The organism is Pseudomonas batumici (genome assembly GCF_000820515.1).
GTDB lineage: Bacteria > Pseudomonadota > Gammaproteobacteria > Pseudomonadales > Pseudomonadaceae > Aquipseudomonas > Aquipseudomonas batumici.
In genome coordinates, this window is the sequence record NZ_JXDG01000047.1 from 43,611 (window position 1) to 68,797 (window position 25,187).

Here is a 25,187-nt window from a genome sequence, read left to right on the forward strand (position 1 = left end):
GTCAAGGCCGTCATAGAACGCGAAACCGACCGGAAAGTTCGACAGTCAAGCCATTGCTGTTTGTAACACCTGCGGGTTGGCGTGGTAGAACACGTGCTCGCGGATCGGTCCCACGGCCACTTCGCCAATCTCCTCGTAGCCCTGTCGCTTGTAGAACTCCAGGTAGTGCGGGTTGCCGGTATCGAGCACCACGCCCTGGGAATGCGGGTCCTCGGCACACCAGTTGTGCACCGCCGTCAGCAATTGTTCGCCATAGTGCTGGCCCTGGAACTGCGGGTGGATGCCCAGCAGCGGCAGCACATGCACCGACTCCGCCGGCAGGCAGGCCAGCACCGCGTGCTGGTACTCCAGGTAACGGCGAGTACAGCGAAAACCGGTGCCCAACAGCATGCGCATGCGCCAGACCCAGCTTTCGGTAATGTCCAGGCGGCGTTGTGGCGGGGCGATCAGCGCGAGGCCGATCAGGCGGTCGTTGACCAGCAGGCCGATGGCCGGCAGATCCTCGAGAAAGTGCTGCTTGACCCGCTCGCGCACCGTGGCCCGGATCCGCTGTTCGTAGCCCGGGCGCTCGGCCTCGAACAGGTAGGCGAAGGTCGGTTCATGCCGATAGGCGTGGTACAACAGCGAGCGGGCTTCGCGTGAATAACCGCCATCGAGCAGATGGATCTGGGCCGTGATCTCTGGCATATCCGGCATGAGGGGCAACCTCCCTGGCCGCGGCGCGCTGCCGCAACGGTCTGAGAGCAACGTTAGCAGCGCATCGGTAGTCCCGCCACGCTGGCCGTCGTCGGACTTGTCGGCTAGCATCGCTGTTTTGCTAGGACTGTCGCCCATGAAGATCGTCTCGTTCAACATCAACGGCCTGCGCGCCCGGCCCCATCAGTTGGCGGCGCTGATCGAGAAGCACCAGCCGGACGTCATCGGCCTGCAGGAAACCAAGGTCGCCGACGACCAGTTCCCCCAGGCCGAAGTCGAAGCCCTGGGCTATCACGTGCACTTTCACGGCCAGAAGGGCCATTACGGCGTGGCGCTGCTGTCGCGCCAGCCACCGCTGAGCCTGCACAAGGGTTTCGAGAGCGACGACGACGAGGCCCAGAGGCGTTTTATCTGGGGCACCTTCGCCGACGAAAACGGCACGCCGGTGACCATCATGAACGGCTACTTCCCCCAGGGTGAAAGCCGCGACCATCCGACCAAGTTCCCGGCCAAGGAACGCTTCTACCAGGACCTGCAACAGCTGCTGGAAAGCCGCTTCAAGCATGACCAGCCGCTGGTGGTGATGGGCGATATCAATATTTCCCCGGAAGACTGCGATATCGGTATCGGTGCCGAGAATGTCAAACGCTGGCTGAAAGCCGGCAAGTGCAGCTTCCTACCGGAAGAGCGTGAATGGCTGGGCCGCCTGAAGGACTGGGGACTGGTGGACAGCTTCCGGCACCTGCACCCCGAGGTGAACGACCGCTTCAGTTGGTTCGACTACCGCAGCCGCGGCTTTGAAGACGAGCCCAAGCGCGGCCTGCGGATCGACGTGATCATGGCCTCGAACGGTTTGCTGCCACGGATCAAGGCCGGCGGGGTCGACTATGAGTTGCGGGCCATGGAGAAACCCTCCGACCACGCACCGATCTGGCTGGAACTGGGCTGATCCCCGTTCTTCCGGACACCTGGATAGCGTCTTGACTCACAACCAGGGTCAACGCGATCCCTGTAGGAGCCAGCTTGCTGGCGATGAGGCCAGTAAGCCTTGCATCGCCTGACCGGCCGCTATCGCCAGCAAGCTGGCTCCTACAGGGGGCGTGCCGTGATCAAGGATGCGCTCACGTGCTCGAGCAGTCATAGTCGAGCGTCATTTAACTGAAACCTTTCCGACTCATTCTCGCAGCACTTTGGCCCATTAAAGGTGCAGGCCCCATGCTGCGCGCGCTCTCACTGTTGCTTCTCTGCGGCCTGCCCGCATTGACCCTGGCGGCCCTGCCCGCCCCTCCCGACGACGGCCCCGCCCTGCGCATCCAGGGCTCCAACACCATCGGCGCCAACCTCGGCCCGGCGCTGGTCAAGGGCTGGCTCGAGGAACAGGGCCTGCATGGCGTGCACCTGGCCGACACCGGCAAGGACAATGAGCAGCGCGTTCTCGCCACCACCGAACAGGGCCGCCGGGTACGGGTCGAAGTCGCCGCCCATGGCTCCAGCACCGGCTTCGCCGCCCTGAAAGCCGGCAGCGCGGACCTGGCCGCGTCGTCACGACCGATCAAGGACACGGAACTGCAGGACCTCGAAAGCCTCGGGGATCTGAAAAGCCCCGACGCCGAACAAGTGATCGCCATCGACGGCGTGGCCATCATCCTTCATCCGCAAAACCCGTTGACCCGGCTGAACACCGAGGACCTGGCGAGCATCTTTTCCGGCGAAGTGAAAACCTGGGAAGAACTGGGTGGTATCGGCGGTGCCATCCATCTCTATGCCCGGGACGAAAAGTCCGGGACCTGGGACACCTTCAAGGACCTGGTGCTGACCCGCCGCGGCAAGTCCCTGGCGGCCGGCGCGAAGCGTTTCGAATCCAGTGAACAGCTGTCCGATGCGGTGAGCCAGGATCATCAGGGCATCGGTTTCATCGGCCTGCCCTACGTCCGCCAGGCCAAGGCCGTGGCCATCGTCGACGGTGATTCGCAGGCGATGCCGCCCCTCGCCAGCCTGATCGCCACCGAGGATTATCCGCTGTCGCGGCGTCTGTTCTTCTACCTGCCGCCGAACCGCCAGAACCCCTGGGCCGATTCCCTGGTGCGCTTCGCGCAAAGCCCGGCAGGCCAGGCGATTGTCGCCGGCAACGGCTTTGTCGCGCAGACGGTGCAGGCCATGCCGGTGATTCCCGGCCCGGCCATGTCAGCGCAATACCAGGCCCTGGCGAAAGAGGCGCAACGGCTGTCAGTGAATTTTCGCTTCGAGGAAGGCAGCGCCAGCCTGGACAACAAGGCGCGCCAGGATGTCCTGCGGGTCCTGGATTACCTGCGGGCCCAGGGCAAGCTGAACAAACGGGTGACCCTGGTGGGCTTTGGCGACGCCAAGAACGACCCGGCCCGGGCCGCCCTGCTGTCCAAGCTGCGGGCGATGGCGGTCCGCCGGGAACTGGTGAAAGGCGGCGTGGTGTTGCGCGACATCCAGGGCCTCGGCGCGCAGATGCCGGTGGCGGCCAACACCGAGGATGAAGGCCGCATCAAGAACCGTCGGGTCGAGGTCTGGGTGTATTAACGCTGCGGGGCTCAGCGCTCCGAACGCATCATCTCCCGCGGTACATATTTGCCGATCTCGTACTTGCCGATCGCCGCCCGGTGCACTTCATCCGGGCCGTCGGCCAGGCGCAGGGTACGCTGCATGGCGTACATGTAGGCCAGCGGGAAATCGTTGGACACCCCGGCCCCACCATGGATCTGGATGGCCCGGTCGATCACCTTCAGGGCCACGTTCGGCGCCACCACCTTGATCTGGGCGATCTCGCTTTTCGCCACCTTGTTGCCGGCGGTGTCCATCATGTAGGCCGCCTTCAGGGTCAGCAGGCGCGCCATGTCAATCTCCATCCGCGAGTCGGCGATCTTGTCGATATTGCCGCCCAGGCGGGCCAGTGGCTTGCCGAATGCGGTACGGTTGACCGCACGCTTGCACATCAACTCCAGCGCCCGCTCGGCCATGCCGATGGACCGCATGCAGTGGTGAATCCGCCCCGGGCCAAGGCGTCCCTGAGCGATCTCGAAGCCACGGCCCTCACCCAACAGTACGTTCTCGTAAGGCACCCGCACATTCTCGAACAGCACCTCGGCGTGGCCGTGGGGCGCATCGTCGTAACCGAACACCGGCAACGGACGGACAATCTTCACCCCGGGGGTGTCCACCGGCACCAGGATCATCGAGTGCTGCTGGTGACGCGGTGCGTCCGGGTTGCTCAGGCCCATGAACACCAGGATCTTGCAGCGCGGATCGCAGGCACCGGAGGTCCACCACTTCTTGCCGTTGATCACCCACTCATCGCCCTGGCGCTCGGCACGGGCGGCCATGTTGGTGGCATCGGACGAGGCCACGTCCGGCTCGGTCATGGCGAAGGCGGAGCGGATCTCTCCACGCAGCAGCGGCTCCAGCCAGCGCTGTTTCTGTTCTTCATTGGCATAACGCACCAGCACTTCCATGTTGCCGGTGTCCGGCGCCGAGCAGTTGAACGGCTCCGGCCCGAGCAGCGAGCGGCCCATGATTTCCGCCAGGGGTGCGTATTCCAGGTTGGTCAGCCCGGCGCCCAGCTCGGACTCCGGCAGGAACAGGTTCCACAGGCCTTCGGCCTTGGCCCGGGCCTTGAGCTCTTCCATGATCGCGGTGGGCTGCCAGCGATCGCCTTCGGCGACCTGGCGTTCGAACACCGGTTCGGCCGGATACACATAAGCGTCCATGAACGCGGTCACGCGTTCACGCAGTTCCTGAACCTTGGGCGAATAGGCGAAATCCATGGGCAGCTACCTTCTTGAGTCGGTGGGCGGGGTCATGAAATCGATGCTAGATCAGCTACGAAAATTTACCAAAGCTATTCTCGGCGTGTATTAACATTCATCACCGATATATGATCAGCTGATCGAACCCTAACAATAAGAGCGCCGCGAAATGAATCTGAGCAAGGTCGACCTCAATCTTTTCATCGTCTTCGACGCCATCTATACCGAAGCCAACCTGACCCGCGCCGGGCAGATCGTCGGCATCACCCAGCCGGCGGTGTCCAACGCCCTGGCCCGTTTGCGCGAGACCTTCAACGACCCGCTGTTCGTGCGCACCGCCCAGGGCATGGTGCCCACGCCGATGGCGCAGAACATCATCGGCCCGGTGCGCAACGCCCTCTCGCTGCTGCGCATCTCCGTCCAGGAAAGCCGGATCTTCAACCCGTTACAGGCGAACAAGACCTACCGCATCAGCATGACCGACCTCACCGAGGCGGTGATCCTGCCGCCGCTGTTCCAGCGCCTGCGCCGCCTGGCGCCGACCGTGGCGATCGAGAGTTTCCTCTCCAAGCGTCGCGAGACCACCAAGGAGCTGGCCGCCGGGCGTATCGACTTCGCCGTGGACGCGCCGCTCAACACCGACCCGCAGGTGCGCCATGTCAAGCTGATGGAAGACCGCTATGTCTGCGCCATGCGCAAGGGCCATGCGCTGGCGGGCAAGGACAAGCTGACCCTGGACGATTACCTGGGACTGACCCACATCCATATCTCCAGTCGGCGCAACGGCCTCGGCTACGTGGACCTGGCCCTGGGCAAGATGGGCATCCAGCGCAAGATCGCCCTGCGTTCGCAGCATTACCTGATGGCCTCGCAGGTGTTGCAGCAGACCGACATGGTCATGACCGTGCCGGAGCGCTTCGCCCGGCGGCATGACCTGCAGTACTTCCCGTTGCCGGTCAATGACGTGCCGCCGGTGGAAACCCATCTCTATTGGCACGAAAGCACCGACCAGGACCCGGCCAACCGCTGGATGCGCGAGCAGATGATCGAGTTGTGCCAGCAGGTCACGGCCCATGAGAAGAAGCTCGACAAGGTCTGAGCAACACCGCCACAAAGGCCGACATGCTTGACGTATACGTCAAGCAGCCTTTAGCTTAGCGCCATGACCTTCCTCGAGCGCTTTCATGAGCAGCCAGACCTACAGCATCTCCGACCTCGCCCGCGAGCTCGACATCACCACCCGGGCCATTCGCTTCTATGAAGAGCAAGGCCTGCTCAGCCCTGAGCGGCGCGGCCTGGAACGCATCTACTCGGCCCGGGACAAGGTGACCCTGAAACTGATCCTGCGGGGCAAGCGCATCGGCTTTTCCCTCGCCGAATGCCGCGAGCTGATCGAGCTCTACGACCCCACCAGCGGCAACCAGAAACAGCTCAACAGCATGCTGGCGAAAATCGCCGAGCGTCGGGCACAGCTTGAACAGCAGTTGCTGGATATCGAGCAGATGCAACTGGAGCTCGACACCGCCGAGGAGCGCTGCCAGCAGGCCCTGGCGCAGACCCTGGAACATCAGGCCCAGCCGATCCTGTAGAACCACGCCACTCCAGCCCCCTCTTTCGCAAGGTACCCCGCCATGTCCTTACCCACCCACGTACGCCTGGTCGAAGTCGGTCCCCGCGACGGCCTGCAGAACGAAGCCCAACCCATCAGCGTGGACGACAAGGTCCGCCTGGTGGACCGCCTCACCGACGCGGGCCTCGGCTACATCGAAGTCGGCAGCTTCGTCTCGCCCAAATGGGTGCCGCAGATGGCCGGTTCCGCCGAGGTCTTCGCGCGTATCCAGCGCAAGCCCGGGGTCACCTACGGCGCCCTGGCCCCCAACCTGCGCGGCTTCGAAGATGCCGTGGCCGCCGGGGTCAAGGAAGTGGCGGTGTTCGCCGCCGCGTCCGAAGCCTTTTCCCAGCGCAATATCAACTGCTCCATCAGTGAAAGCCTCGCCCGCTTCGTACCGATCATGGACGCCGCCCGCCAGCACGGCGTGACGGTGCGCGGTTACGTGTCCTGCGTGCTCGGCTGCCCCTATGAAGGTCCGGTCGCCGCCGCGCAGGTCGCCGCCGTGGCCCGCGAGCTGTACGCCATGGGCTGCTACGAAGTGTCCCTGGGCGACACCATCGGCACCGGCACGCCGGGGGCCACCCGGACAATGTTCGAGGTGGTCTCGGCCAGCGTCCCGCGGGAAAAACTCGCCGGTCATTTCCACGACACCTACGGCCAGGCCCTGGCCAATCTCTACGCCAGCCTGCTCGAAGGCATCCAGGTCTTCGACAGCTCCATCGCAGGCCTGGGCGGCTGCCCCTACGCCAAGGGCGCCAGCGGTAACGTCGCCACCGAAGACGTGCTCTACATGCTCAACGGCCTGGGCATCGACACCGGGGTCGACCTCGATCGACTGATCCTCGCAGGCCAGGAAATCTGTGGCGTGCTGGGGCGTGTTACGGGTTCGCGCGTCGCCAAGGCACGCCAGGCGGGATGAATGTGTCCGGGTGTTACCGTTTGGAAACACAAACGAGTAACACGGAAACAGAATCAGCGATTTTTCCGTCGACGATAGCCTGACGAAAACAGCAAACCCTTGATTTCAAAGGGTTTCAAAAAGTTGGCACGCCACCTGCTATATCTCTTGCATAACAAGAATAAAAAGCGACAAACCCATAAAAATAAGACGTACCGACTCTGACATAACAAAAACAACACGGCAGAGACGCAGCTAACAGATTTTTTTGGAGAAGGTGTGCTTTCAGGGGACCCACGGGTTACCCGCAACCGGACAGAGAACAATAAAACTACCTTCAAGGTAGCTCCCGGACTGGTTGGATCACCCGATAAGGCAGATCAGCGCTCAAAAAAATACGTTTGCTCTTTGACCCCGGATGGGGGTCAGCCAAAAACGCGGTAAAGGGTCACGGTCGACAAAAACAACAACAGACCGCCCCTCAATAATAAAAAAAGAGCATACAACACAGATTCAAGGGGAGCTTCGGCTCCCCTTCGTGTTTCTGCCTTCCTGTCATTCGACGACACATCCTCCTTGCGCCTATCTATGTACCGCATCCCCCGCCTCCAGGGAGCGGATACTCACCCTGCCGCCGCTGCCGTCTGCCCGCGCGATCTCCACGTATCAACACCCGATTGCTGACAGATCCTGAACAGGATGTTTATTTCTTTAATTGGCAGGTATCGCTATGTCTCCAAGAACCCCGGTCAAACCCACATCGTCCACCATCAGGGTGCCTGGCCCCAGGTTGCCGGACCTTCCCGAATCCTTGAGACCATCAATCCCACCCGGACCGCACATCAGCGGCCTGCGCCCGCACCACCTGGACAACCCAGCAGTTTCCAGCGGTCAGGCTCATCCCCATTCTCGACCGACAACCGACACGCCAACGGAGCAGAACCTGCAACTGACGGATCTGCCGGATCAGGCCAGGACCGCCCCCCCCGATTCACTGGGGAGCTACCGGGTCGGCACGACCGGAGCATTGCCGCCGCCCAACCAGCAGGGCCTGCGGATCATCAAGAACCGTCAATACGTCGATCTCGATGACGGTGGCACGGTCATGGTCGCGTATGACGCGCAACTCGAGACCTACCGGGCAAAACGCGCCAATGAACTGCTGCCGTCCGGCCCCGCGCTTTATCGGATCGGCAACGGCAGCACCTGGGGACCGGAGCCCATGGCGGCGTCCGTCGATCAGCCCACGGCCAGCCCGCCACCGCGCAAACGACCACGCCTGGTTGACGACCCGCCGCGGGCATCGGTTGTCGTCGTGCCCAAATTCGGCTATTCCACCCCGAGCCCCTACACCCGTCTCGCGGGCCCTGACAGCCAGGGTTACTACCGCCTGAAAAAGCTTGATGCCGATCACGCCGAGGACAGCCTGTACGCGTTCAGCAAGGACGACGACCACTGGGTACTGGTTGACCCGCCAGAGGGGCGGATGGACTCGAGCGGTCAGTCGATTGCCGCCGAACGACTGCCCTCCTGGACCGACCGCGATATCTGGGAACACTACGGGCTTCACGGCAACGACATCACGCGTTTCCGCTCCGAGGCCGAAACGACCGGCAGAAAGCCTCAATGGGCCCACGCCCGTTCAGAGGGCAGGACCCGGGACCAATTGATACGGGCGCTGAAATGGGCCCATCCAGACAAGAGCGCTGAAGAACGCGGGCAGATCCTGCAAGGCTACAACCTGCTTCCGAGCATGCTGCCGCGCCTGCAGCAGGCACTCCAGGAACACGCCAAGCTGCCTGAATGGGCAGAGGCGCACAAACTTCAGTCGGCGACCGAAACCCATCCACAGCGCTTTGACTTGCTGGAACAGGAAGTGCTGCCGCAAATCCGCAATATCCGGAACTTTGAACCCCACTCGCTCGACCCGGATTTCGACGCTTACTACAGCCGGCCATTCCTCGAGGCATTCCTGCTCAAGATCGGCTACCGGAAAAACATCCATGGCTGCCTGTACCGGACGGATATCCCTGCCATGTTCAGGACGGAAGATCGCACGCCGTTCGAGCTGGCCAGGGATGGCTGCATGCTCGCGCGTGAAAACCATCCACCCGGCTCGACCACGAAAAAAGCCTTGAGCGCCACCTTCAGCCTGAACGACGCGAAAAACTACAGTGTCGGTGGAGGGCCGGGCATCGGCCAATTGCGTTACAACACGCAAACCAACAAATACCCCGGCAGACACCCCGACTCGGATAGCGACAGCGACGCCGACAGCGAGGCCAGCGCGGATGAGAGCGCGTCGAATACCAGCCAGGCCGCTTCGTCGTCAGCCTCGGGCAGCTCCCGCCAGCAGAGCGAAGCGGCATCGACCGGATCGGGCTCGCGCAGGCCGATTTCACTCGATAGCGAACGCGGCTATACAACCTACAGGCACCGGCAGACCACCAGCTTCATCTACATGATCGATACACGAAACGTCGAGGTCGTTCCGGGGCAGGAAAACCGCTTTTTCAACCATGATCCCCAGAAAATCAACTTCTTTCCTTACGATGATATCGAAGGGCACATTTCAGTTTCCGACAGAGGCGTCAGTGCCGAGCGGATATGGCTGGTCAACTCCAGCCTGACCCGTGCCGCCAATGTCCGCGCAATCCATCAGGCCGCGGGACAAACCGCCGCCGACATCGAGAGTGCAACCTGGAGTGGTGTCGACAACAGCGCGGTCTACGATCGGTTGATCGACCAGGTGGCCGCTTCCGGCGGGACGGTGCTGAATTGGCCCGCCAACGGAAAAATCTTTGCCGATGACGTGACCTGGCCAGCCCCGGACAGCTGATTTCACCTCCTGATCGGCTGAATACCCAGCACAGTCCCAACCGCTGCCCATTCGAATAATGAATCGGGCAGCACACAACGACAGCGGCTAGCACGAGATGATAGCCAGAAGGCCATAACCGGCTATTTTTCAGGCTCGGATTATTGATACTAACTAGCTGATTAAACTCAACTTTTTCAACTTTTATAGCCACGCGTTGAGCATAAGCTGAAAGCCTCATTCACAGAAAAAGTTGATCTTCATGAGTACCCAGCAACCCCCACTTGCCGCCCCCGCCAGCCAGGTGCGATCGACCAGGAACCATCGCCTGATCCTCAAGCGACTCCCCTCCTGGTTGACCCAGGCGCCCCTCGAACGGCGCCTGGCATTCGCCACGCGCCTCAGGCAGAGCCAGATGTCCAAAGCCGCACTGGCGCGCCATCTGCACGGTTTCAAAAGCGTCAAGGACTTTGCCGCGCCGCTGCTCTCCCAGGCCCTCGACGACCACTATGGTCCGGGCCTGGACATTCACCACGACCAACTCCGCCACGTCCATATCCTGGCCGCCGCCACCCTCGGTGAACCGCGTCGGGAGAACATTGTCCTGCAGAGCCTGTTGCAAGCCGCCCTGCAGAACTTCGAAAGCAGCGAAACCGGCGCATTCGGTTTCGACCACGGCTCGGCCATCCTGCGTAAAAGTACCGCGCTCCTGAAAAAGCCCATCACCCCACCGGACTTCGCCACCGTCTGTCGCCGGCTCGACCTGGGCGGCCAGTACAAAAGACACGTCGAACATTTTTTCCTGCGCACCGAGCGAAACCGCCCAAGCCCGCTGTTCAAGACCCTCTTCGAGCAACAGGAACGCGACGAACTGGCGGTGCAGGCGGAAATCGCCCTGATCAAAGGCAACCTGGATCCATCGGCCTACCAGATGCTGCAAGGCCTGCTCGACCCGACGCAGACACCCCGTTGGGACAATCATCCCGTGCACTGCTCCTACCTGACCCTGCTCGACTTTCCGAACGTCGACAGCGGCGCTTGGGGCGCGTTGCTCAAGGGCGTGCTGCTGATCGAGCACGGCGCTCCCTCAAGCAGCGGCGAGCAGCCCTGCGTGGCCTACCTGTCGGGTGATCCGCACCAGGCCCTCAAGCGCTATTCGTCCTTCAACGCATTCCACGATGAACTCAGGGAACGGCTGCGGGCTAAACCCTACCAGGCCTTCTTCAAACGCTATGTTCACCTGCGCACCCAACCGGCGCTCTTCCATGCCCTCGACAACTGCCTGAACCCGCTCGACCCCGTCACCGGGCAGCGTAAGCCAGCCCGGCACGCCGACCTGCGCCTGGAGAAAAGCTCACTGGGCGACCACCCTTTCGACGAGTTCTGCGTCCTGCAAACAGTCAAGAAGCTCGACGACGCCCGCGTCAGCGCGGTGCCCACGGACGACGAGGACAAGAAGACCCGCACCGCTCGCCTGCGCTCGTTGCTGAACTGGGGGGTCAACCTGTTGTTCCTGGTGCCCGGGCTCGGCGAGGCAATGCTCGCGGTCGCCGCCGCGCAACTGATCGTGCAGCTCTACAACGGCATCGAAGAATGGAGCCATGGAGAGAAAATGCAGGCGGTGCTCGGCTTCATGGGCGTGCTGCTGAACGTTGAACTGCTGGGACTGGGGGCCGTCATGACCCTGGATTTCGAAGGTTCGGCGTTTATCGAAGGACTCAAGCCGATCAAGTCTCCCCAGGGCGAGCCGGCACTCTGGAAACCCGACCTGACCCCCTATGAACACCCGCTGCCCGACACGGCGGAGCTAAACCCCGATGCCGCGGGGCTCTATCACCATCAGGACAAGACCTACCTGGGTCTCAATGGCCGCCATTACCGGATCAGACCCGGCGCAACCGCCAAGCGCTTCCACCTGCAACACCCGAGCAACCCCGACGCCTACGCACCACTGATCCATCACAACGGCAAGGGCGCCTGGCTCCATGAGTTCGAGCAACCCTTGCAGTGGCGGCAACCGCAGCTGTTTTCCCGACTGGGGCCGGATGCGGCCAGCCTGGACCCGGCGTCGGCAAAAAAAATCATGCAACTGAGCGGGGTCGACGACGATGTCCTGCGCCTGCTGCACCTGGACCGGGAACCGCCCCCGGCCTTGCTCGAAGACAGCGTGACCCGTTTCAAGCTCGACCGCGACCTCAAGCACCTGGTGCAGCGCCTGCAAAGCGGTGGCGCGGCCAACAGTTCACTGGACGAACTGCACATGGAACTGCAATTGCTGACCGACGAGCCGGTCTGGCCACCCTCGAAAGTGTTGCGGTTGCTGGACCGACGTGGCGCCGCGCTGAAGGAATACCCCGCCGGCCAGGTGCAAGCGTTGCAGCGCATCGACCTCCGATGGCCCGGTCTCAACGCCAACCAACTGCTGCAAAAGGTCCTGGAAAACCTCGACGAGGCCGAGATCCGCAGTTTGCTGGGCGAGGACTTCGGGGCCGGGCCCGTCAGCCTGGATGCGCGTACCGTGGCCCTCAGGCGCAAACTCGCGACGCAAGCCGCCAGCCGCCGCACGGCGCTGTTCGATTCACACTACAGCTATCGCACCCAGACCAACGACCCCGCCATTGCCGTGATCCGCAAGGAGTTTCCAGTCCTTCCTGCTCCGGTCGCGCAGGAATTGCTCGCAAACGCCAGTCCGGCCGAGCGGCGGTTGCTGCTCAAGGCCAGGCGCGTACCGTTGCGACTGGCCGAAGAGGCCCGCTATTACAGTCGCGACGTGCGCCTGGCGCGCACCCAGGAAGGACTCTATCTCGACACGACGAACAACCCCGATACCGACAAGCTGATCCTGAGCCAGATCGGCAAGCTGCCGGGCTGGTCGGACCAGGTTCGTCTCGAAATACGCGAGCCCTACTTCGGCGGGCCCTTGCTCGACAGCCTCGGCGCGGAGCAGGCACCGATTCGCAAGGTACTGGTTAAAAATGGCGACCAGTACGAAGCCCATGACGCCCTGGGCCAGGAGCTGCACGGTCCGGACAATCTCTACAGCAGTGTCCTGCACGCCCTGCCCGATACCGAGCGCAAGGCCTTGGGGTTTCCCGGAACCCATGAGGCCGCCGGCCTGAAGCAGACCGTGCTCGATCAACCATTACCGCCGCGCAAGGAGCTGGAAAAACTCCTTGGCCTGCCCCCCACCAAGCCCAACGAAACGCCGCCGATGCGCCTGCCCGCCCGCCGTCCCGGCACGTCTGCTGCCGGACCCGAGGCGGCAGACAGAATCCTGGGCACCCGCTCCGCAGCCTTCACCGAGCTGGCGCAACGTCTTTACCCCGCGCATGCCTGGCGAGATGTGGAGGAGTTTCTCGAGATAAGGGGCCTGAACGAAGGCGCAGCGGTGCAGCGCCTGGAAGAACTGGAAAGCGAGTACAACACCTTGTGCGCGGAACTCGAAGCCTGGGTCGATACCCCGCCGGCTCCCCGAGAGGGCGTGATCATCAGGAGCTATATTGCCAGCAGGATCAAGCAATGCTGGCGCCGAGGCCCCTACCAAAGCACCTCCCAGGAAGGTTACCGGCTCGACATCGTGATTTACGAACGGGGCACCCGGCTACCGGTCCTGTCGGCCAACTTCAGCCACGTCAGCGAACTGGTCCTGAACCTGTCCCATCCGGACATCATCCAGGGACTGAACCGTTTTCTCGAGGGTTTCCCCCAGTTGAAACGCCTGTCCATCAGCGGCGGCTCTCTGACCGAGATTCCGCCCGCGCTGGGCTCGATGTCCGGACTGACCCACCTCAACCTGAGCGGCCACCGTATCGTCCTGACCGAGGAAACGGCCACCCTGCTCGAAGGGCTGACCCGACTGAGGGATCTGAACCTGGCCTACAACCGGACCCTGGGCCGTTCGCCGGACTTCAGCGCGATGCTCGAGCTCAAGCGTATCGAGCTGAGCCACACCGGGCTCACCCATTGGCCGACCGGCTACCTGGACCTGCCGGAACTGATCCGGCTTGACCTGAGTTCGAACCACCTGACCACTATCCCTTCCGCCGTCCTGGACACCAGCGCAGAGGGACAGCGCATCGCCAGGGCTATCAACCTCTACAACAACCCCATTGCAACGGACTTTTTCGATGATGCCGTGTACTACTACTCGGAAACCGAGATCGACCTGGGGCTGGATATGCCGGCCGAATCGGATTCGGACGCCGACCTGAGCGCAGGCGACTCGCCGGTGCATAGTCCGCAGGGCTTGCGGGGGCCCGTCTCACGCGACGAAAGTGCCTGGTTGCAAGGGCTCGACAGCCAGGCGCAGGAGGTCTTTCGCAATGACTGGATGCGCCTGGCCGGCGAGGAGCCGGTCGAGCAGTCCGAAGCGTTTTTCCGGGTGATCGGCGATCTGAGTGAGTCGGCCGACTATGTCGACAATGCCGCGCGTCCGGGACTCCTGGACAAGGTCCGGCGCATGGTCGGCGCCGCGGTCGAAGACACCGAACTGCGGGAGAAACTCTTCGCCAAGGCCACCGCGCCGCAATCGGATGCCTGTGCCGACGGCATCGCCGTGGCGTTCAGCGACATGGGCCTCGACGTGTTGCTGCATGAAGCCTACGCCGAGCCGGACGCCGGGAAGGTCGAGGCGAAGCTGCTGCAACTGGCGAAGGGTAAATCGCGCCTGGATCGCGTCAACGCCCAGGCCCGGGCCCTGATCAACCAACGCAAGGCCAGGGGCCAACGTCCCGATGAAGCGGAAGTCTACCTGGCCTTTCGCATCGGTCTGGGGGAACGGCTGGAACTGCCCTGGCAGGCCTCGAAGATGCATTACGGCAGAATTGCCGGGGTCACCCCGGAGCAGGTGGATGCGGCTTACCTGGCCATCCTCGAACAGGAGCGGCAGCCGATGGATGTTGTCAGGCAGATCCTCAGGCAGGAGTTCTGGAAGGACTACCTGGAGATCCAGTACCTGCAGGAACTCAGCGAGAAAGAGGCGCTGCGCAACACCAAGAGCGACGCCATGTTGGACCTGCAATCGGCACAGGAACGCTGGTTCAATAATTCAAATCTGCCCGAGGAGGAAAAGACCAGGCTGGAGGCCGCGATGAAAGCGGCGGCCGCGACACTGGGCAAGTCCGAGGAGGAAGTGTTTGCCCGGCCCATGACCGACGCCGAATACCAGACCCTCTACGAAGCCATCGCGCGTGAACACAGCGACGAGATGGAGCGCCTGACCGCAGCGGCGTTGCAGGAGCACGGACTGGCGCGCTAGTTCCAAAACCGCTCTTACATCCGCAGAGATCTGTGGCGAACGGGCTTGCCCGCTCGCCACACGATCCCGGGCCTGCTGGGCCAAGCGCCAAAGCACGGGTCGGGGCGCTCCGGCGAAAATGTCCGATTGACAGCCAGCCCCATCACCTTTACGTTAACGTAAAGGTGAGCATTCACTCACACCAACGCCTTGCTCAACCCATAACAAAAGGTGCCCCATGAGCTATCCGACCCTGAACTTCGACCTCGGCGAAACCCTCGACATGCTCCGCGACCAGGTGCGCACCTTCGTCGCCCGGGAGCTGGCACCCCGGGCCGCGCAAATCGACGTGGACAACCTGTTCCCCGCCGACATGTGGCGCAAGTTCGGCGACATGGGCCTGCTGGGCATCACCGTGCCGGAAGAATACGGCGGCGCCGGCCTCGGCTACCTGGCCCATGTGGTGGCCATGGAAGAAATCAGCCGCGGCTCGGCCTCGGTCGCCCTCTCCTATGGCGCCCACTCCAACCTCTGCGTCAACCAGATCAACCGCAACGGCAATCACGCACAGAAAACCCAATACCTGCCGAAGCTGATCAGCGGCGAACATGTCGGCGCCCTGGCCATGAGCGAACCCAACGCCGGCTCCGACGTGGTCTCGATGAAACTGCGCGCCGACAAGCGCGGCGACCACTACGTGCTCAACGGCAGCAAGACCTGGATCACCAACGGCCCCGACGCCAACACCTACGTGATCTACGCCAAGACCGACCTGGACAAGGGCCCACACGGCATCACCGCCTTCATCGTCGAGCGCGACTGGAAAGGCTTCAGCCGCAGCAACAAGTTCGACAAGCTCGGCATGCGCGGCTCCAACACCTGCGAGCTGTTCTTCGATGACGTCGAAGTGCCGGAAGAAAACATCCTCGGCGTGCTGGGCGGCGGCGTGAAAGTGCTGATGAGCGGCCTGGACTACGAGCGCGTGGTGCTCTCCGGCGGCCCGACCGGGATCATGCAGGCCTGCCTGGACCTGGTGCTGCCCTACATCCACGACCGCAAGCAATTCGGCCAGAGCATCGGCGAGTTCCAGCTGATCCAGGGCAAGGTCGCCGACATGTACACCCAGCTCAACGCCAGCCGTGCCTACCTCTACGCCGTGGCCCGGGCCTGCGAGCGTGGCGAGACCACCCGCAAGGACGCCGCCGGGGTGATCCTCTACAGCGCCGAGCGCGCAACCCAGATGGCCCTCGACGCGATCCAGATCCTCGGCGGCAACGGCTACATCAACGAATTCCCCGCCGGGCGCCTGCTGCGCGACGCCAAGCTGTATGAAATCGGCGCCGGCACCAGCGAGATCCGCCGCATGCTGATCGGCCGCGAACTGTTCAACGAAACCCGCTGAGGGGCGCGCACATGGCAATCCTGCACACCCAACTCAACCCGCGTTCGGCCGAGTTCGCCGACAACCGCGCGGCGATGCTCGAACAGGTCGTGGCCCTGCGCTCGCTGCTGACCCAGGTCCAGCAAGGCGGCGGTCCCAAGGCCCAGGAGCGGCATACCTCGCGGGGCAAATTGCTGCCGCGCGAACGGATCAACCGCTTGCTCGATCCCGGCTCGCCGTTCCTGGAAATCAGCCAGCTGGCGGCGTATGAGGTCTACGGCGAAGACGTTCCGGCGGCCGGGGTGATTGCCGGCATCGGTCGCGTCGAAGGCGTCGAATGCATGATCGTCGCCAACGATGCCACGGTCAAAGGCGGCACCTACTACCCACTCACGGTGAAGAAACACCTGCGCGCCCAGGCCATCGCCCAGCAGAATCGCCTGCCGTGCATCTACCTGGTGGACTCCGGCGGCGCCAACCTGCCGCGCCAGGATGAAGTGTTCCCGGACCGCGAGCACTTCGGGCGGATCTTCTTCAACCAGGCCAACATGAGCGCCATGGGCATCCCGCAGATCGCCGTGGTCATGGGCTCCTGCACCGCCGGCGGCGCCTATGTGCCGGCGATGGCCGACGAAGCGATCATGGTCCGCCAGCAAGCGACCATCTTCCTCGCCGGCCCGCCGCTGGTGAAAGCCGCCACCGGCGAAGTGGTGAGTGCCGAGGACCTCGGCGGCGCCGATGTGCACTGCAAGATCTCCGGGGTGGCCGACCATTACGCCGACAGCGACGAACACGCCCTGGCCCTGGCCCGGCGCAGCGTCGCCAACCTCAACTGGCGCAAGCTCGGCGAACTGCAGCAACGCACGCCGATTGCCCCGCGCTTCGCCGCCGAGGAGCTGTACGGGGTGATTCCCGCCGATGCCAAGCAACCCTTCGACGTGCGCGAAGTCATCGCCCGGCTGGTGGACGACTCGCTGTTCGATGAATTCAAGGCGCTGTTCGGCAGCACCCTGGTCTGTGGCTTCGCCCACCTGCACGGTTATCCCATCGCGATCCTGGCGAACAACGGCATCCTCTTCGCCGAATCCGCGCAGAAAGGCGCGCACTTCATCGAACTGGCCTGCCAGCGCGGCATCCCGCTGCTGTTCCTGCAGAACATCACCGGCTTCATGGTCGGCCAGAAGTACGAGGCCGGCGGCATCGCCAAGCACGGCGCGAAACTGGTCACCGCCGTGGCCTGCGCCAAGGTACCGAAATTCACCGTGATCATCGGCGGCAGCTTCGGCGCCGGTAACTACGGCATGTGCGGGCGCGCCTATGACCCGCGTTTCCTGTGGATGTGGCCCAACGCGCGGATCGGCGTAATGGGCGCCGAACAGGCGGCGGGGGTGCTGGTGCAGGTCAAGCGCGAACAGCACGAGCGCAATGGCGAAAGCTTCTCGGCGCAGCAGGAGGCCGAGATCAAGCAGCCGATCCTCGACCAGTACGAACACCAGGGGCACCCGTATTACTCCAGTGCCCGGTTGTGGGACGACGGCGTGATCGACCCGGCACAGACCCGCGACATCCTCGGCCTGGCACTCTCGGCGGCCCTCAACGCGCCGATCGAACCGACCCGCTTCGGCGTGTTCCGGATGTGACCGGCGGGGACAACGCCAGCGCCTACAAAAGCTGCACAGGACCCGACATGATGACTGACTTCAACACCCTCGAATTGCACACCGACCCGCGCGGCTTCGCGACCCTCTGGCTCAGCCGCGAAGAAAAGAACAACGCGTTCAACGCCGAAATGATCCGCGAGCTGATCCTGGCGCTGGACAAAGTCCAGTCCAATGCCGCCCTGCGCTTCCTGGTGCTGCGCGCCCGTGGCCGGCATTTCAGCGCCGGCGCCGACCTGGCCTGGATGCAGCAGTCGGCCCAGCTCGACTACGCCACCAACCTCGACGACGCCCGCGAGCTGGCCGAGTTGATGTACAACCTGGCCAAACTGAAGATCCCGACCCTGGCCGTGGTCCAGGGCGCGGCCTACGGCGGTGCCCTGGGCCTGATCGGCGCCTGTGACATGGCCATCGGCGCCGACGATGCGCAGTTCTGCCTCTCGGAAGTGCGCATCGGCCTGGCCCCGGCCGTGATCAGCCCGTTCGTGGTCCAGGCCATCGGCGAGCGCGCCGCCCGTCGCTACGCCCTGACCGCCGAACGCTTCAGCGGCCTGCGCGCCCGCGAGCTGGGCCTGTTGTCCGAAACCTACCCGGCCAGTGAACTGGACCAGCACGTCGCGGCCTGGATCGACAACCTGCTGCTCAACAGCCCGCAGGCGATGCGCGCGAGCAAGGAGCTGCTGCGGGAAATCGGCAGCGGCGAACTCAGCCCGGCGCGGCGCCGCTATTGCGAAAACGCCATTGCCCGGATCCGGGTCAGCGCCGAAGGCCAGGAAGGCCTGCGCGCCTTCCTGCAAAAACGCCCGCCGAGCTGGCAGGCCGAGTCGACCGTCAAGGAGCCCCGCCGATGAGCGCCCCTGTGATCACTTCCCTCCTGGTGGCCAACCGCGGCGAAATCGCCTGCCGGGTGATGCGCACCGCCAAGGCCCTGGGCCTGACCACCGTCGCCGTGCACAGTGCCATCGACCGTGACGCCCGCCACAGTCGCGAAGCCGATATCCGCGTCGACCTGGGCGGCAGCAAGGCCGCCGAGAGCTACCTGCAGATCGACAAACTGATCGCCGCCGCTCACGCCAGCGGGGCCCAGGCGATTCACCCCGGCTACGGTTTCCTCTCGGAAAACGCCGGCTTCGCCCGGGCCATCGAGGCTGCCGGCCTGGTGTTCCTCGGCCCGCCCGCCAGTGCCATCGATGCCATGGGCAGCAAGTCCGCCGCCAAGGCCCTGATGGAGACCGCCGGCGTGCCGCTGGTGCCGGGTTACCACGGCGAGGCGCAGGATTTCGACACCTTCCGCGAGGCCTGCGAACGCATCGGCTATCCGGTCCTGCTCAAGGCCACAGCCGGTGGCGGCGGCAAAGGCATGAAGGTGGTCGAGGACGTCAGCCAACTGGCCGAAGCCTTGGCCTCGGCCCAGCGTGAGGCACAGTCGTCCTTCGGCGATTCGCGGATGCTGGTGGAGAAATACCTGCTCAAGCCGCGCCACGTCGAGATCCAGGTCTTCGCCGACCGGCACGGCAACTGCCTGTACCTCAATGAGCGTGATTGTTCGATTCAACGTCGGCACCAGAAAGTCGTCGAGGAAGCCCCGGCGCCCGGTCTGAGCCCGGAGCTACGGCGCGCCATGGGCGAGGCCGCCGTGCGTTCGGCCCAGGCCATCGGCTACGTCGGCGCCGGCACCGTGGAGTTCCTGCTGGACGCTCGCGGCGAGTTCTTCTTCATGGAGATGAACACCCGCCTGCAAGTCGAGCACCCGGTCACCGAAGCCATCACCGGCCTCGACCTGGTGGCCTGGCAGATTCGCGTCGCTCGCGGCGAAGTGCTGCCGATGACCCAGGATCAGGTGCCGCTGCTCGGCCATGCCATCGAAGTGCGGCTGTACGCCGAAGACCCGGGCCATGATTTTCTGCCGGCCACCGGGCGGTTGGAGTTATATCGCGAATCGGCGCCGGGACCGGGACGCCGGGTCGATAGCGGCGTGGCCGAGGGTGACAGTATCTCGCCGTTCTATGACCCGATGCTCGGCAAGCTGATTGCCTGGGGAGAGGACCGCGAACAGGCGCGCCTGCGCTTGCTGGGCATGCTAGACGAGTTCGCCATCGGTGGCCTGAAAACCAACATCGACTTCCTGCGGCGGATCGTCGGTCATCCAGCGTTCGCGGCGGCGGAACTGGATACCGGCTTCATTCCGCGTTATCAGGAGCAACTGCTGCCAGAACCCTCACCACTGAGCGATGAGTTCTGGCAAGCGGCGGCCCAGGCGTTTGCGCAGAGCCTGCCGACTGTTTCGCGCGCCGATGACCCGGGCTCGCCTTGGGCCATCAACCAGGGTTTGCGTGCCGGACTGCCGACGGAAATCACCCTGCACTTGAGTTGCGAAGGGCAAGACCGGGCGCTGACCCTGGGTGATGCCGATGCTCATACCGCACGGCTCGAGGGTGAGTCCCTGCTGACTGAACACAAGGGTTTGCGCCACCGGCATCGGGTCATCCGCCGTGGCGATACGCTGTATCTGCAATGGGACGGCGAGCTGCGCCGCATCGAGTCGTATGACCCGATCGGTGCCGTCGAAGCCAGTCACAGTCATCAGGGTGGGCTGACCGCGCCCATGAACGGCAGCATCGTCCGGGTGCTGGTGGAAGTCGGGCAAAGCGTCGAGGCCGGGGCGCAGTTGGTGGTGCTGGAAGCCATGAAAATGGAACACAGCATCCGCGCGCCCCAGGCGGGTGTGGTCAAGGCGTTGTATTGCCAGGAAGGCGAAATGGTCGGAGAAGGCAGCGCGTTGGTGGAGTTGCAGGAGTAGCCAACGCCGCCCTCACAAGCACCACAACCCTAGTAGGAGCCGGCTTGCTGCGGGCGGCGTTCCGACGATCCACGCGACGCGGTTTGACAGAACACCGCGTCGATGCCATCGCCAGCAAGCCGGCTCCTACACAGTCCGAGGTCAACCCTCAGAATTTCACGGTTGCCTGCACCACCACGCCGATCACGCAGCACGCCTCGGTGACCGCGATCTTCGGCCAGGTCGGGTTCAGCGGCTTGAGGTAAGGCTGCCCGCCCTCCTGCGCCCACTGGCGGAAAATCGCCTCCTCGCCCTCGCGCAGGCGGGCGATCACCAGGCTGCCGACCTCGACCTCCCGATCCGGGTCCACCAGCACCATCATGCCCTCGGGCACGCTGGTGCCGGAGGGTGCCGTCATCGCATCGCCCACCACCTGCAACCAGAACGCCGCCGGGGCGTATTGATCGGTCACCTCGTAGCGCCCGGCGTACTCGCCCCTGGCCGAATCCTGCACCGAAGCGACCGCCTGCCAGTCACTGATCGGGTAGCGGAACGCCGAGGTGATGTCGTAGACCTGCTCGTCCTGCTCTTCCGGGGCCTGGGCCGCCACCGCGCGATCACGAATCACCAGGACCACCTCCAGGTGCCCGAGGCCCAGCGCCTGGAGGACCTTGTTCATCATCGCAAGATCGGGCTTGCGCCTTTTGTTCAGCCAATGACCGACGCCGCCCTGGGTGATATCCAGGCGTTCGCCAAGTTTTTCCTGCGAAAGACGAAGCTCTTCGAGCTTGGCTTTCACCAACGCTATCCATTTATCCATGGACGGAACAATACGGGCAGTATTTCACCGCTCAATACACAAAATGTATTGTTTGTGACGAGCATCGCAGTACCAATCGTACTAATCTGCAATGGCTGACTTGAACTTCCTCTGAAAGGCAGGCCCCTCATGACTTCCATCACGACAGAAAGCCCTCGACCCGACTCGAAAAGCCCGCTCGCGTCCCTCAAGGATCACGCCGCCGCCCAGCGTGCGCTCGACTATTATTTGAAACCATCTGTTTCAGCCGCCACTTGCGCGGCGAACACCACCGATGACCTCCTCTATCCGAAGCTCTTTGCGGTACGCGACGACCTGAACGTCGAGGAAGCCATGATCCATGCCTCCGACCTGCTGCGCTGCGCGGCGGCGGCCGCCTACGAAGCCGCCAACGGTGCCAACCGCGACCTGGGCTTTTCGGTGGTGTACATGATCGACATGGCCAAGGCCCTGGTGGACCGCGCCGTGCAGATACAGGCCGGTACGGCGTGAACAGGCCACGGCCAGGCGACTTGCCAAGGGCCGAGCGGGCCTGTGGGGGGAGAATCGGAAAGATAATATCCGCCAAGGACGGGAAAAGACTTGACCTTCAAATGATAATGATTATTATTGCAATCAACTGATCGCGAGATCGGTCGATAACCCGGAGACCTTAGGTCGGACTCCTGGATTATCTCCTCATCAGGCTAATCACGGTTTTTGACCCGGCTTCTTGCCGGGTCTTTTTTTTGCACCAGCCCGCCACACCCACCCCTTCGCGCCTCGGCGAATACCTCATCGAGGTGTACAGTAGCACCCACAAAAAAGCCTCTTCAGGTACTCAGACAATGCCCGTGGTTCTACCCTCCCTCAAAATCAGCAGCGACTTCGACAGCGGCAATATCCAGGCGCTGGACGCGAGCAACCCGCGCCACCTGCTCCTGGCCATGGAGCCGGATACCCGCAGCCAGCATTTCCAGTGGTTTCACTTCAAAGTCGAAGGCCTGCGACCGGGCGAGACCTATACTTTCGAACTGAGCAATGCCAGCCAGTCGTCCTACAACAAGGCCTGGACCGGCTACCGCGCCGTGGCGTCCTACGATCACCAGGACTGGTTCCGCGTCGACACCCGTTTCGACGGTGAGAGCCTGCATATCAGCCTCGTCGCCGAACAGGCGCAAGTCTGGTTCGCCTACTTCGAACCCTACAGCCGCGAGCGTCATGACTGGCTGATCGAACAGGCCCTGACCCGCGCCGGCACCGAGTTGCTGGCGGTCGGCAAAAGTGCCGAAGGCCGGGACATCCAGCTGCTGCGCAAAGGCAACGGTGCCGAAGGCCGGCGCAAGGTCTGGATCATCGCCCAGCAGCATCCGGGCGAGCACATGGCCGAATGGTTCATGGAAGGGCTGATCGAGCGCCTGCAGGAGCAGGACGATGCCGAGCTGCGGGAGCTGCTGGCCCGCGCCGACCTGTACCTGATCCCCAACATGAACCCGGACGGTGCCTTCCACGGGCATCTGCGCACCAACGCCATGGGCCAGGACCTCAACCGCGCCTGGCAGAACGCCAGCCAGGAAATCAGCCCCGAAGTCCTGTTCGTCCAGCAGCAGATGGCCAAGCATGGCGTCGATCTGTTCCTGGATATCCACGGCGACGAGGAAATCCCCTACGTCTTCACCGCCGGCTGCGAAGGCAACCCCGGCTACACCCCGCGTATCGCCCAGCTGGAAAGCCACTTCCGCAGTCATCTGAGCGCACTCACCGTGGATTTCCAGACCACCCACGGCTACACCCGCGACCTCCCCGGACAGGCCAACATGACCCTGGCCTGCAACAGTGTCGGCCAGCACTTCGACTGCCTGTCCCTGACCCTGGAGATGCCCTTCAAGGACAACGACGACGCCCCGAACCCGCGTACCGGCTGGTCCGGCCAACGTTCGAAACAGTTGGCCAAGGATGTGCTGAGCAGCGTCGCGGATATCGTCGATCAACTGCGCTGAAGGTACCAGGCGCCATCCCGGGCCTCAGACCATCCCGACGGGCTGCGCCTCGCCCTGCGCCACCACCCGGGCGATCAACCACGCCGCCGCCGGCCCCGGCGGCGTGTCGGTGCGGTAGATCGCGTCGAAGCCATAGGAACCGCCGCGCAGATCCGGCAGATCGAGCGGCACCAGCCGCCCGCTCGCCAGGTCCTCGGCCACCATCGGCGCCGGCATGCTGCCCCAGCCCACGCCCTCGCGCAGCAGCATCAGCTTGGAACCCAGGTCCGCCAGGCGCCAGGTGCGGGTGCCGAGCACGCCGAACTCCTGGTCGCGGGTCAGGCTCGAACGATCCGACAGCACCAATTGCACATGGTCACGACCGGCACCGGGCAGGTTCACGCCCTGGCTCAGGGGGTGATCGGGGGCCGCCACGGGAATCAGCTCGACACTGCCCGCACCGACCCGATCCAGGCCGGCCAGGCCACGGTTGAAAAAGCCGCTGACACCCACCCCGGCACGTCCCTCCAGCACCAACTGCGCCACCGCTCCCAGCGCCTCCACATGCAGGTGCAGCAACACCGTGGGGAACTGCGCGCGAAAGCCCTTGAGCACATCCACCAGCCGGGCCGCCGGAAACATCACGTCCACCACCAGGTGGACTTCCGCTTCCAGGCCCTGCAGCAGCCCGCGGACCTTCGCCCGCAAGCCATCGACGCCGCTGTAGATGCTGCGCGCCTCGGCCAGGACGGTGCGCCCGGCGTCGGTGAGTTGCGGCTTGCGGGTCAGCGTGCGGTCGAACAACTGCACGCCAAGCTGCATCTCCAGGTTGGCGATGGTGTAGCTGATCACCGAGGTGGCGCGACTGAGCTTGCGCGCGGCCGCGGCAAAACTGCCGGTTTCCACTACGCTCAACAGTACCCGCAGTTGATCGAGGGTCGGCGTGCCGGGATTGGGGATCATGGAGTTGGCTCCTGAGGATGTTCGATATTCTCGAACCTAATCCTCGAAATTATTCGGCTATTGCGTACGTTACCGCGATGGCAGACTGCACACCACTACGACGCACCATGGTGGTCGCGTCGCTTCTACAGGTATCCAGCCATGTCCAATACAACCAACGCCAACTCCGCACTGCACACTCAACCCGACAGCATCGGCGCCTCGGGCGCCATCGCCCTCGCCGGGCGCATCCTGCTGGCGGCGATCTTCCTGCTCTCGGGTATCTCGAAGATCGCCAACCCCGCCGGCATGATCGGCTACATCGAATCGGTGGGCCTGCCCCTGCCGCAGCTGGCCCTGATCGCGGCGATCGTCGTCGAAGTCGGCGGCAGCCTGCTGCTGATCCTTGGCTACCGCACCCGTCCGGTGGCCCTGATCATGGCCCTGTTCAGCGTGGTCACCGCCCTGGCGTTCCACAATCACCTGGGCGACCAGAACCAGTTCATCCACTTCTTCAAGAACATCGCCATCGCCGGCGGCCTGCTCCAGGTAGTCGCCTTCGGTGGCGGTCGCCTGAGCCTGGATGCCCGTCGCAAAGCCTGACCGGTCGGCTGCA

The 25,187-nt window shown here is 63.6% G+C and carries 18 protein-coding genes; 14 read left to right on the forward strand and 4 right to left on the reverse strand.

The features are described 5' to 3' along the window. Positions 1-45: 45 nt before the first annotated feature. On the reverse strand, positions 46-696 hold the full coding sequence (locus tag UCMB321_RS18170) for a GNAT family N-acetyltransferase (protein ID WP_040069465.1): 651 nt from the start codon (positions 694-696) through the stop codon (positions 46-48). 136 nt (positions 697-832) lie between these two features. Between UCMB321_RS18170 and xthA the strand changes: the two genes are divergently transcribed. Beyond that, the gene (gene xthA / locus UCMB321_RS18175) at positions 833-1,645 is read left to right on the forward strand and encodes an exodeoxyribonuclease III (RefSeq protein ID WP_040069467.1); all 813 of its coding nucleotides are present in this window, start codon (positions 833-835) and stop codon (positions 1,643-1,645) included. A 266-nt stretch (positions 1,646-1,911) separates the two neighbouring features. After that, positions 1,912-3,246: a substrate-binding domain-containing protein gene (locus tag UCMB321_RS18180; protein ID WP_040069469.1), complete on the forward strand. Its 1,335-nt coding sequence runs from the start codon at positions 1,912-1,914 to the stop codon at positions 3,244-3,246. 11 nt (positions 3,247-3,257) lie between these two features. Here the strand turns inward: UCMB321_RS18180 and UCMB321_RS18185 are convergent, their stop codons facing one another. After that, positions 3,258-4,487, reverse strand: coding sequence for an acyl-CoA dehydrogenase (locus UCMB321_RS18185; RefSeq protein ID WP_040069471.1), 1,230 nt, complete (start codon positions 4,485-4,487; stop codon positions 3,258-3,260). 151 nt (positions 4,488-4,638) lie between these two features. Between UCMB321_RS18185 and UCMB321_RS18190 the strand changes: the two genes are divergently transcribed. From UCMB321_RS18190 to UCMB321_RS18230, 9 genes are all read left to right on the forward strand, one after another. Continuing rightward, entirely contained in the window at positions 4,639-5,568 is a 930-nt protein-coding gene (locus tag UCMB321_RS18190; protein ID WP_040069473.1) for a LysR family transcriptional regulator, read from the forward strand. A gap of 85 nt (positions 5,569-5,653) precedes the next feature. After that, positions 5,654-6,058: a MerR family transcriptional regulator gene (locus tag UCMB321_RS18195; RefSeq protein WP_040069475.1), complete on the forward strand. Its 405-nt coding sequence runs from the start codon at positions 5,654-5,656 to the stop codon at positions 6,056-6,058. 42 nt (positions 6,059-6,100) lie between these two features. Further along, positions 6,101-7,000 (forward strand): hydroxymethylglutaryl-CoA lyase, encoded by a 900-nt coding sequence (locus UCMB321_RS18200; RefSeq protein ID WP_040069478.1) that lies wholly within the window; start codon positions 6,101-6,103, stop codon positions 6,998-7,000. A gap of 1,006 nt (positions 7,001-8,006) precedes the next feature. Then, positions 8,007-9,818: a hypothetical protein gene (locus UCMB321_RS29550; RefSeq protein WP_052451295.1), complete on the forward strand. Its 1,812-nt coding sequence runs from the start codon at positions 8,007-8,009 to the stop codon at positions 9,816-9,818. Positions 9,819-10,059: 241 nt separating this feature from the next. Continuing rightward, a complete protein-coding gene (locus tag UCMB321_RS18210) occupies positions 10,060-15,054 on the forward strand; it encodes a dermonecrotic toxin domain-containing protein (protein ID WP_040069481.1) in 4,995 nt (1,664 codons plus the stop codon). Between the two features lie 217 nt (positions 15,055-15,271). After that, positions 15,272-16,435: an isovaleryl-CoA dehydrogenase gene (locus tag UCMB321_RS18215; RefSeq protein ID WP_040069484.1), complete on the forward strand. Its 1,164-nt coding sequence runs from the start codon at positions 15,272-15,274 to the stop codon at positions 16,433-16,435. An 11-nt stretch (positions 16,436-16,446) separates the two neighbouring features. Beyond that, the gene (locus tag UCMB321_RS18220) at positions 16,447-18,054 is read left to right on the forward strand and encodes a carboxyl transferase domain-containing protein (RefSeq protein ID WP_040069487.1); all 1,608 of its coding nucleotides are present in this window, start codon (positions 16,447-16,449) and stop codon (positions 18,052-18,054) included. Positions 18,055-18,104: 50 nt separating this feature from the next. Further along, positions 18,105-18,923 carry a gamma-carboxygeranoyl-CoA hydratase gene (locus tag UCMB321_RS18225; protein WP_040069525.1) on the forward strand — a complete coding sequence of 273 codons (819 nt, stop codon included), beginning with the start codon at positions 18,105-18,107 and terminating at the stop codon, positions 18,921-18,923. Further along, entirely contained in the window at positions 18,920-20,872 is a 1,953-nt protein-coding gene (locus tag UCMB321_RS18230) for an acetyl/propionyl/methylcrotonyl-CoA carboxylase subunit alpha (protein ID WP_040069490.1), read from the forward strand. Before UCMB321_RS18225 ends, UCMB321_RS18230 begins: the two co-directional genes overlap by 4 nt. 148 nt (positions 20,873-21,020) lie before the next feature. Here the strand turns inward: UCMB321_RS18230 and UCMB321_RS18235 are convergent, their stop codons facing one another. Continuing rightward, positions 21,021-21,671 carry a LexA family protein gene (locus UCMB321_RS18235; protein WP_040069493.1) on the reverse strand — a complete coding sequence of 217 codons (651 nt, stop codon included), beginning with the start codon at positions 21,669-21,671 and terminating at the stop codon, positions 21,021-21,023. 129 nt (positions 21,672-21,800) lie between these two features. On the opposite strand from UCMB321_RS18235, the gene UCMB321_RS18240 reads away from it, so the two are divergent. Then, positions 21,801-22,163: a DUF6124 family protein gene (locus UCMB321_RS18240; protein ID WP_040069496.1), complete on the forward strand. Its 363-nt coding sequence runs from the start codon at positions 21,801-21,803 to the stop codon at positions 22,161-22,163. A gap of 335 nt (positions 22,164-22,498) precedes the next feature. Then, the gene (locus UCMB321_RS18245; RefSeq protein WP_040069499.1) at positions 22,499-23,650 is read left to right on the forward strand and encodes a M14 family metallopeptidase; all 1,152 of its coding nucleotides are present in this window, start codon (positions 22,499-22,501) and stop codon (positions 23,648-23,650) included. Between the two features lie 24 nt (positions 23,651-23,674). Here UCMB321_RS18245 and UCMB321_RS18250 read toward each other — a convergent pair whose 3' ends face one another. Next, positions 23,675-24,592, reverse strand: a complete 918-nt coding sequence (locus tag UCMB321_RS18250) for a LysR family transcriptional regulator (protein WP_040069501.1) — start codon at positions 24,590-24,592, stop codon at positions 23,675-23,677. Between the two features lie 141 nt (positions 24,593-24,733). On the opposite strand from UCMB321_RS18250, the gene UCMB321_RS18255 reads away from it, so the two are divergent. Further along, positions 24,734-25,174: a DoxX family protein gene (locus UCMB321_RS18255; RefSeq protein ID WP_040069503.1), complete on the forward strand. Its 441-nt coding sequence runs from the start codon at positions 24,734-24,736 to the stop codon at positions 25,172-25,174. Positions 25,175-25,187 lie beyond the last annotated feature (13 nt).

Coding starts and splice junctions, on each gene's coding strand:
- UCMB321_RS18170 (WP_040069465.1), bottom strand. CDS start 696: ATGCCGGATATGCCAGAGATCACGGCCCAGATCCATCTGCTCGATGGC.
- xthA (WP_040069467.1), top strand. CDS start 833: ATGAAGATCGTCTCGTTCAACATCAACGGCCTGCGCGCCCGGCCCCAT.
- UCMB321_RS18180 (WP_040069469.1), top strand. CDS start 1,912: ATGCTGCGCGCGCTCTCACTGTTGCTTCTCTGCGGCCTGCCCGCATTG.
- UCMB321_RS18185 (WP_040069471.1), bottom strand. CDS start 4,487: ATGGATTTCGCCTATTCGCCCAAGGTTCAGGAACTGCGTGAACGCGTG.
- UCMB321_RS18190 (WP_040069473.1), top strand. CDS start 4,639: ATGAATCTGAGCAAGGTCGACCTCAATCTTTTCATCGTCTTCGACGCC.
- UCMB321_RS18195 (WP_040069475.1), top strand. CDS start 5,654: ATGAGCAGCCAGACCTACAGCATCTCCGACCTCGCCCGCGAGCTCGAC.
- UCMB321_RS18200 (WP_040069478.1), top strand. CDS start 6,101: ATGTCCTTACCCACCCACGTACGCCTGGTCGAAGTCGGTCCCCGCGAC.
- UCMB321_RS18210 (WP_040069481.1), top strand. CDS start 10,060: ATGAGTACCCAGCAACCCCCACTTGCCGCCCCCGCCAGCCAGGTGCGA.
- UCMB321_RS18215 (WP_040069484.1), top strand. CDS start 15,272: ATGAGCTATCCGACCCTGAACTTCGACCTCGGCGAAACCCTCGACATG.
- UCMB321_RS18220 (WP_040069487.1), top strand. CDS start 16,447: ATGGCAATCCTGCACACCCAACTCAACCCGCGTTCGGCCGAGTTCGCC.
- UCMB321_RS18225 (WP_040069525.1), top strand. CDS start 18,105: ATGACTGACTTCAACACCCTCGAATTGCACACCGACCCGCGCGGCTTC.
- UCMB321_RS18230 (WP_040069490.1), top strand. CDS start 18,920: ATGAGCGCCCCTGTGATCACTTCCCTCCTGGTGGCCAACCGCGGCGAA.
- UCMB321_RS18235 (WP_040069493.1), bottom strand. CDS start 21,671: ATGGATAAATGGATAGCGTTGGTGAAAGCCAAGCTCGAAGAGCTTCGT.
- UCMB321_RS18240 (WP_040069496.1), top strand. CDS start 21,801: ATGACTTCCATCACGACAGAAAGCCCTCGACCCGACTCGAAAAGCCCG.
- UCMB321_RS18245 (WP_040069499.1), top strand. CDS start 22,499: ATGCCCGTGGTTCTACCCTCCCTCAAAATCAGCAGCGACTTCGACAGC.
- UCMB321_RS18250 (WP_040069501.1), bottom strand. CDS start 24,592: ATGATCCCCAATCCCGGCACGCCGACCCTCGATCAACTGCGGGTACTG.
- UCMB321_RS18255 (WP_040069503.1), top strand. CDS start 24,734: ATGTCCAATACAACCAACGCCAACTCCGCACTGCACACTCAACCCGAC.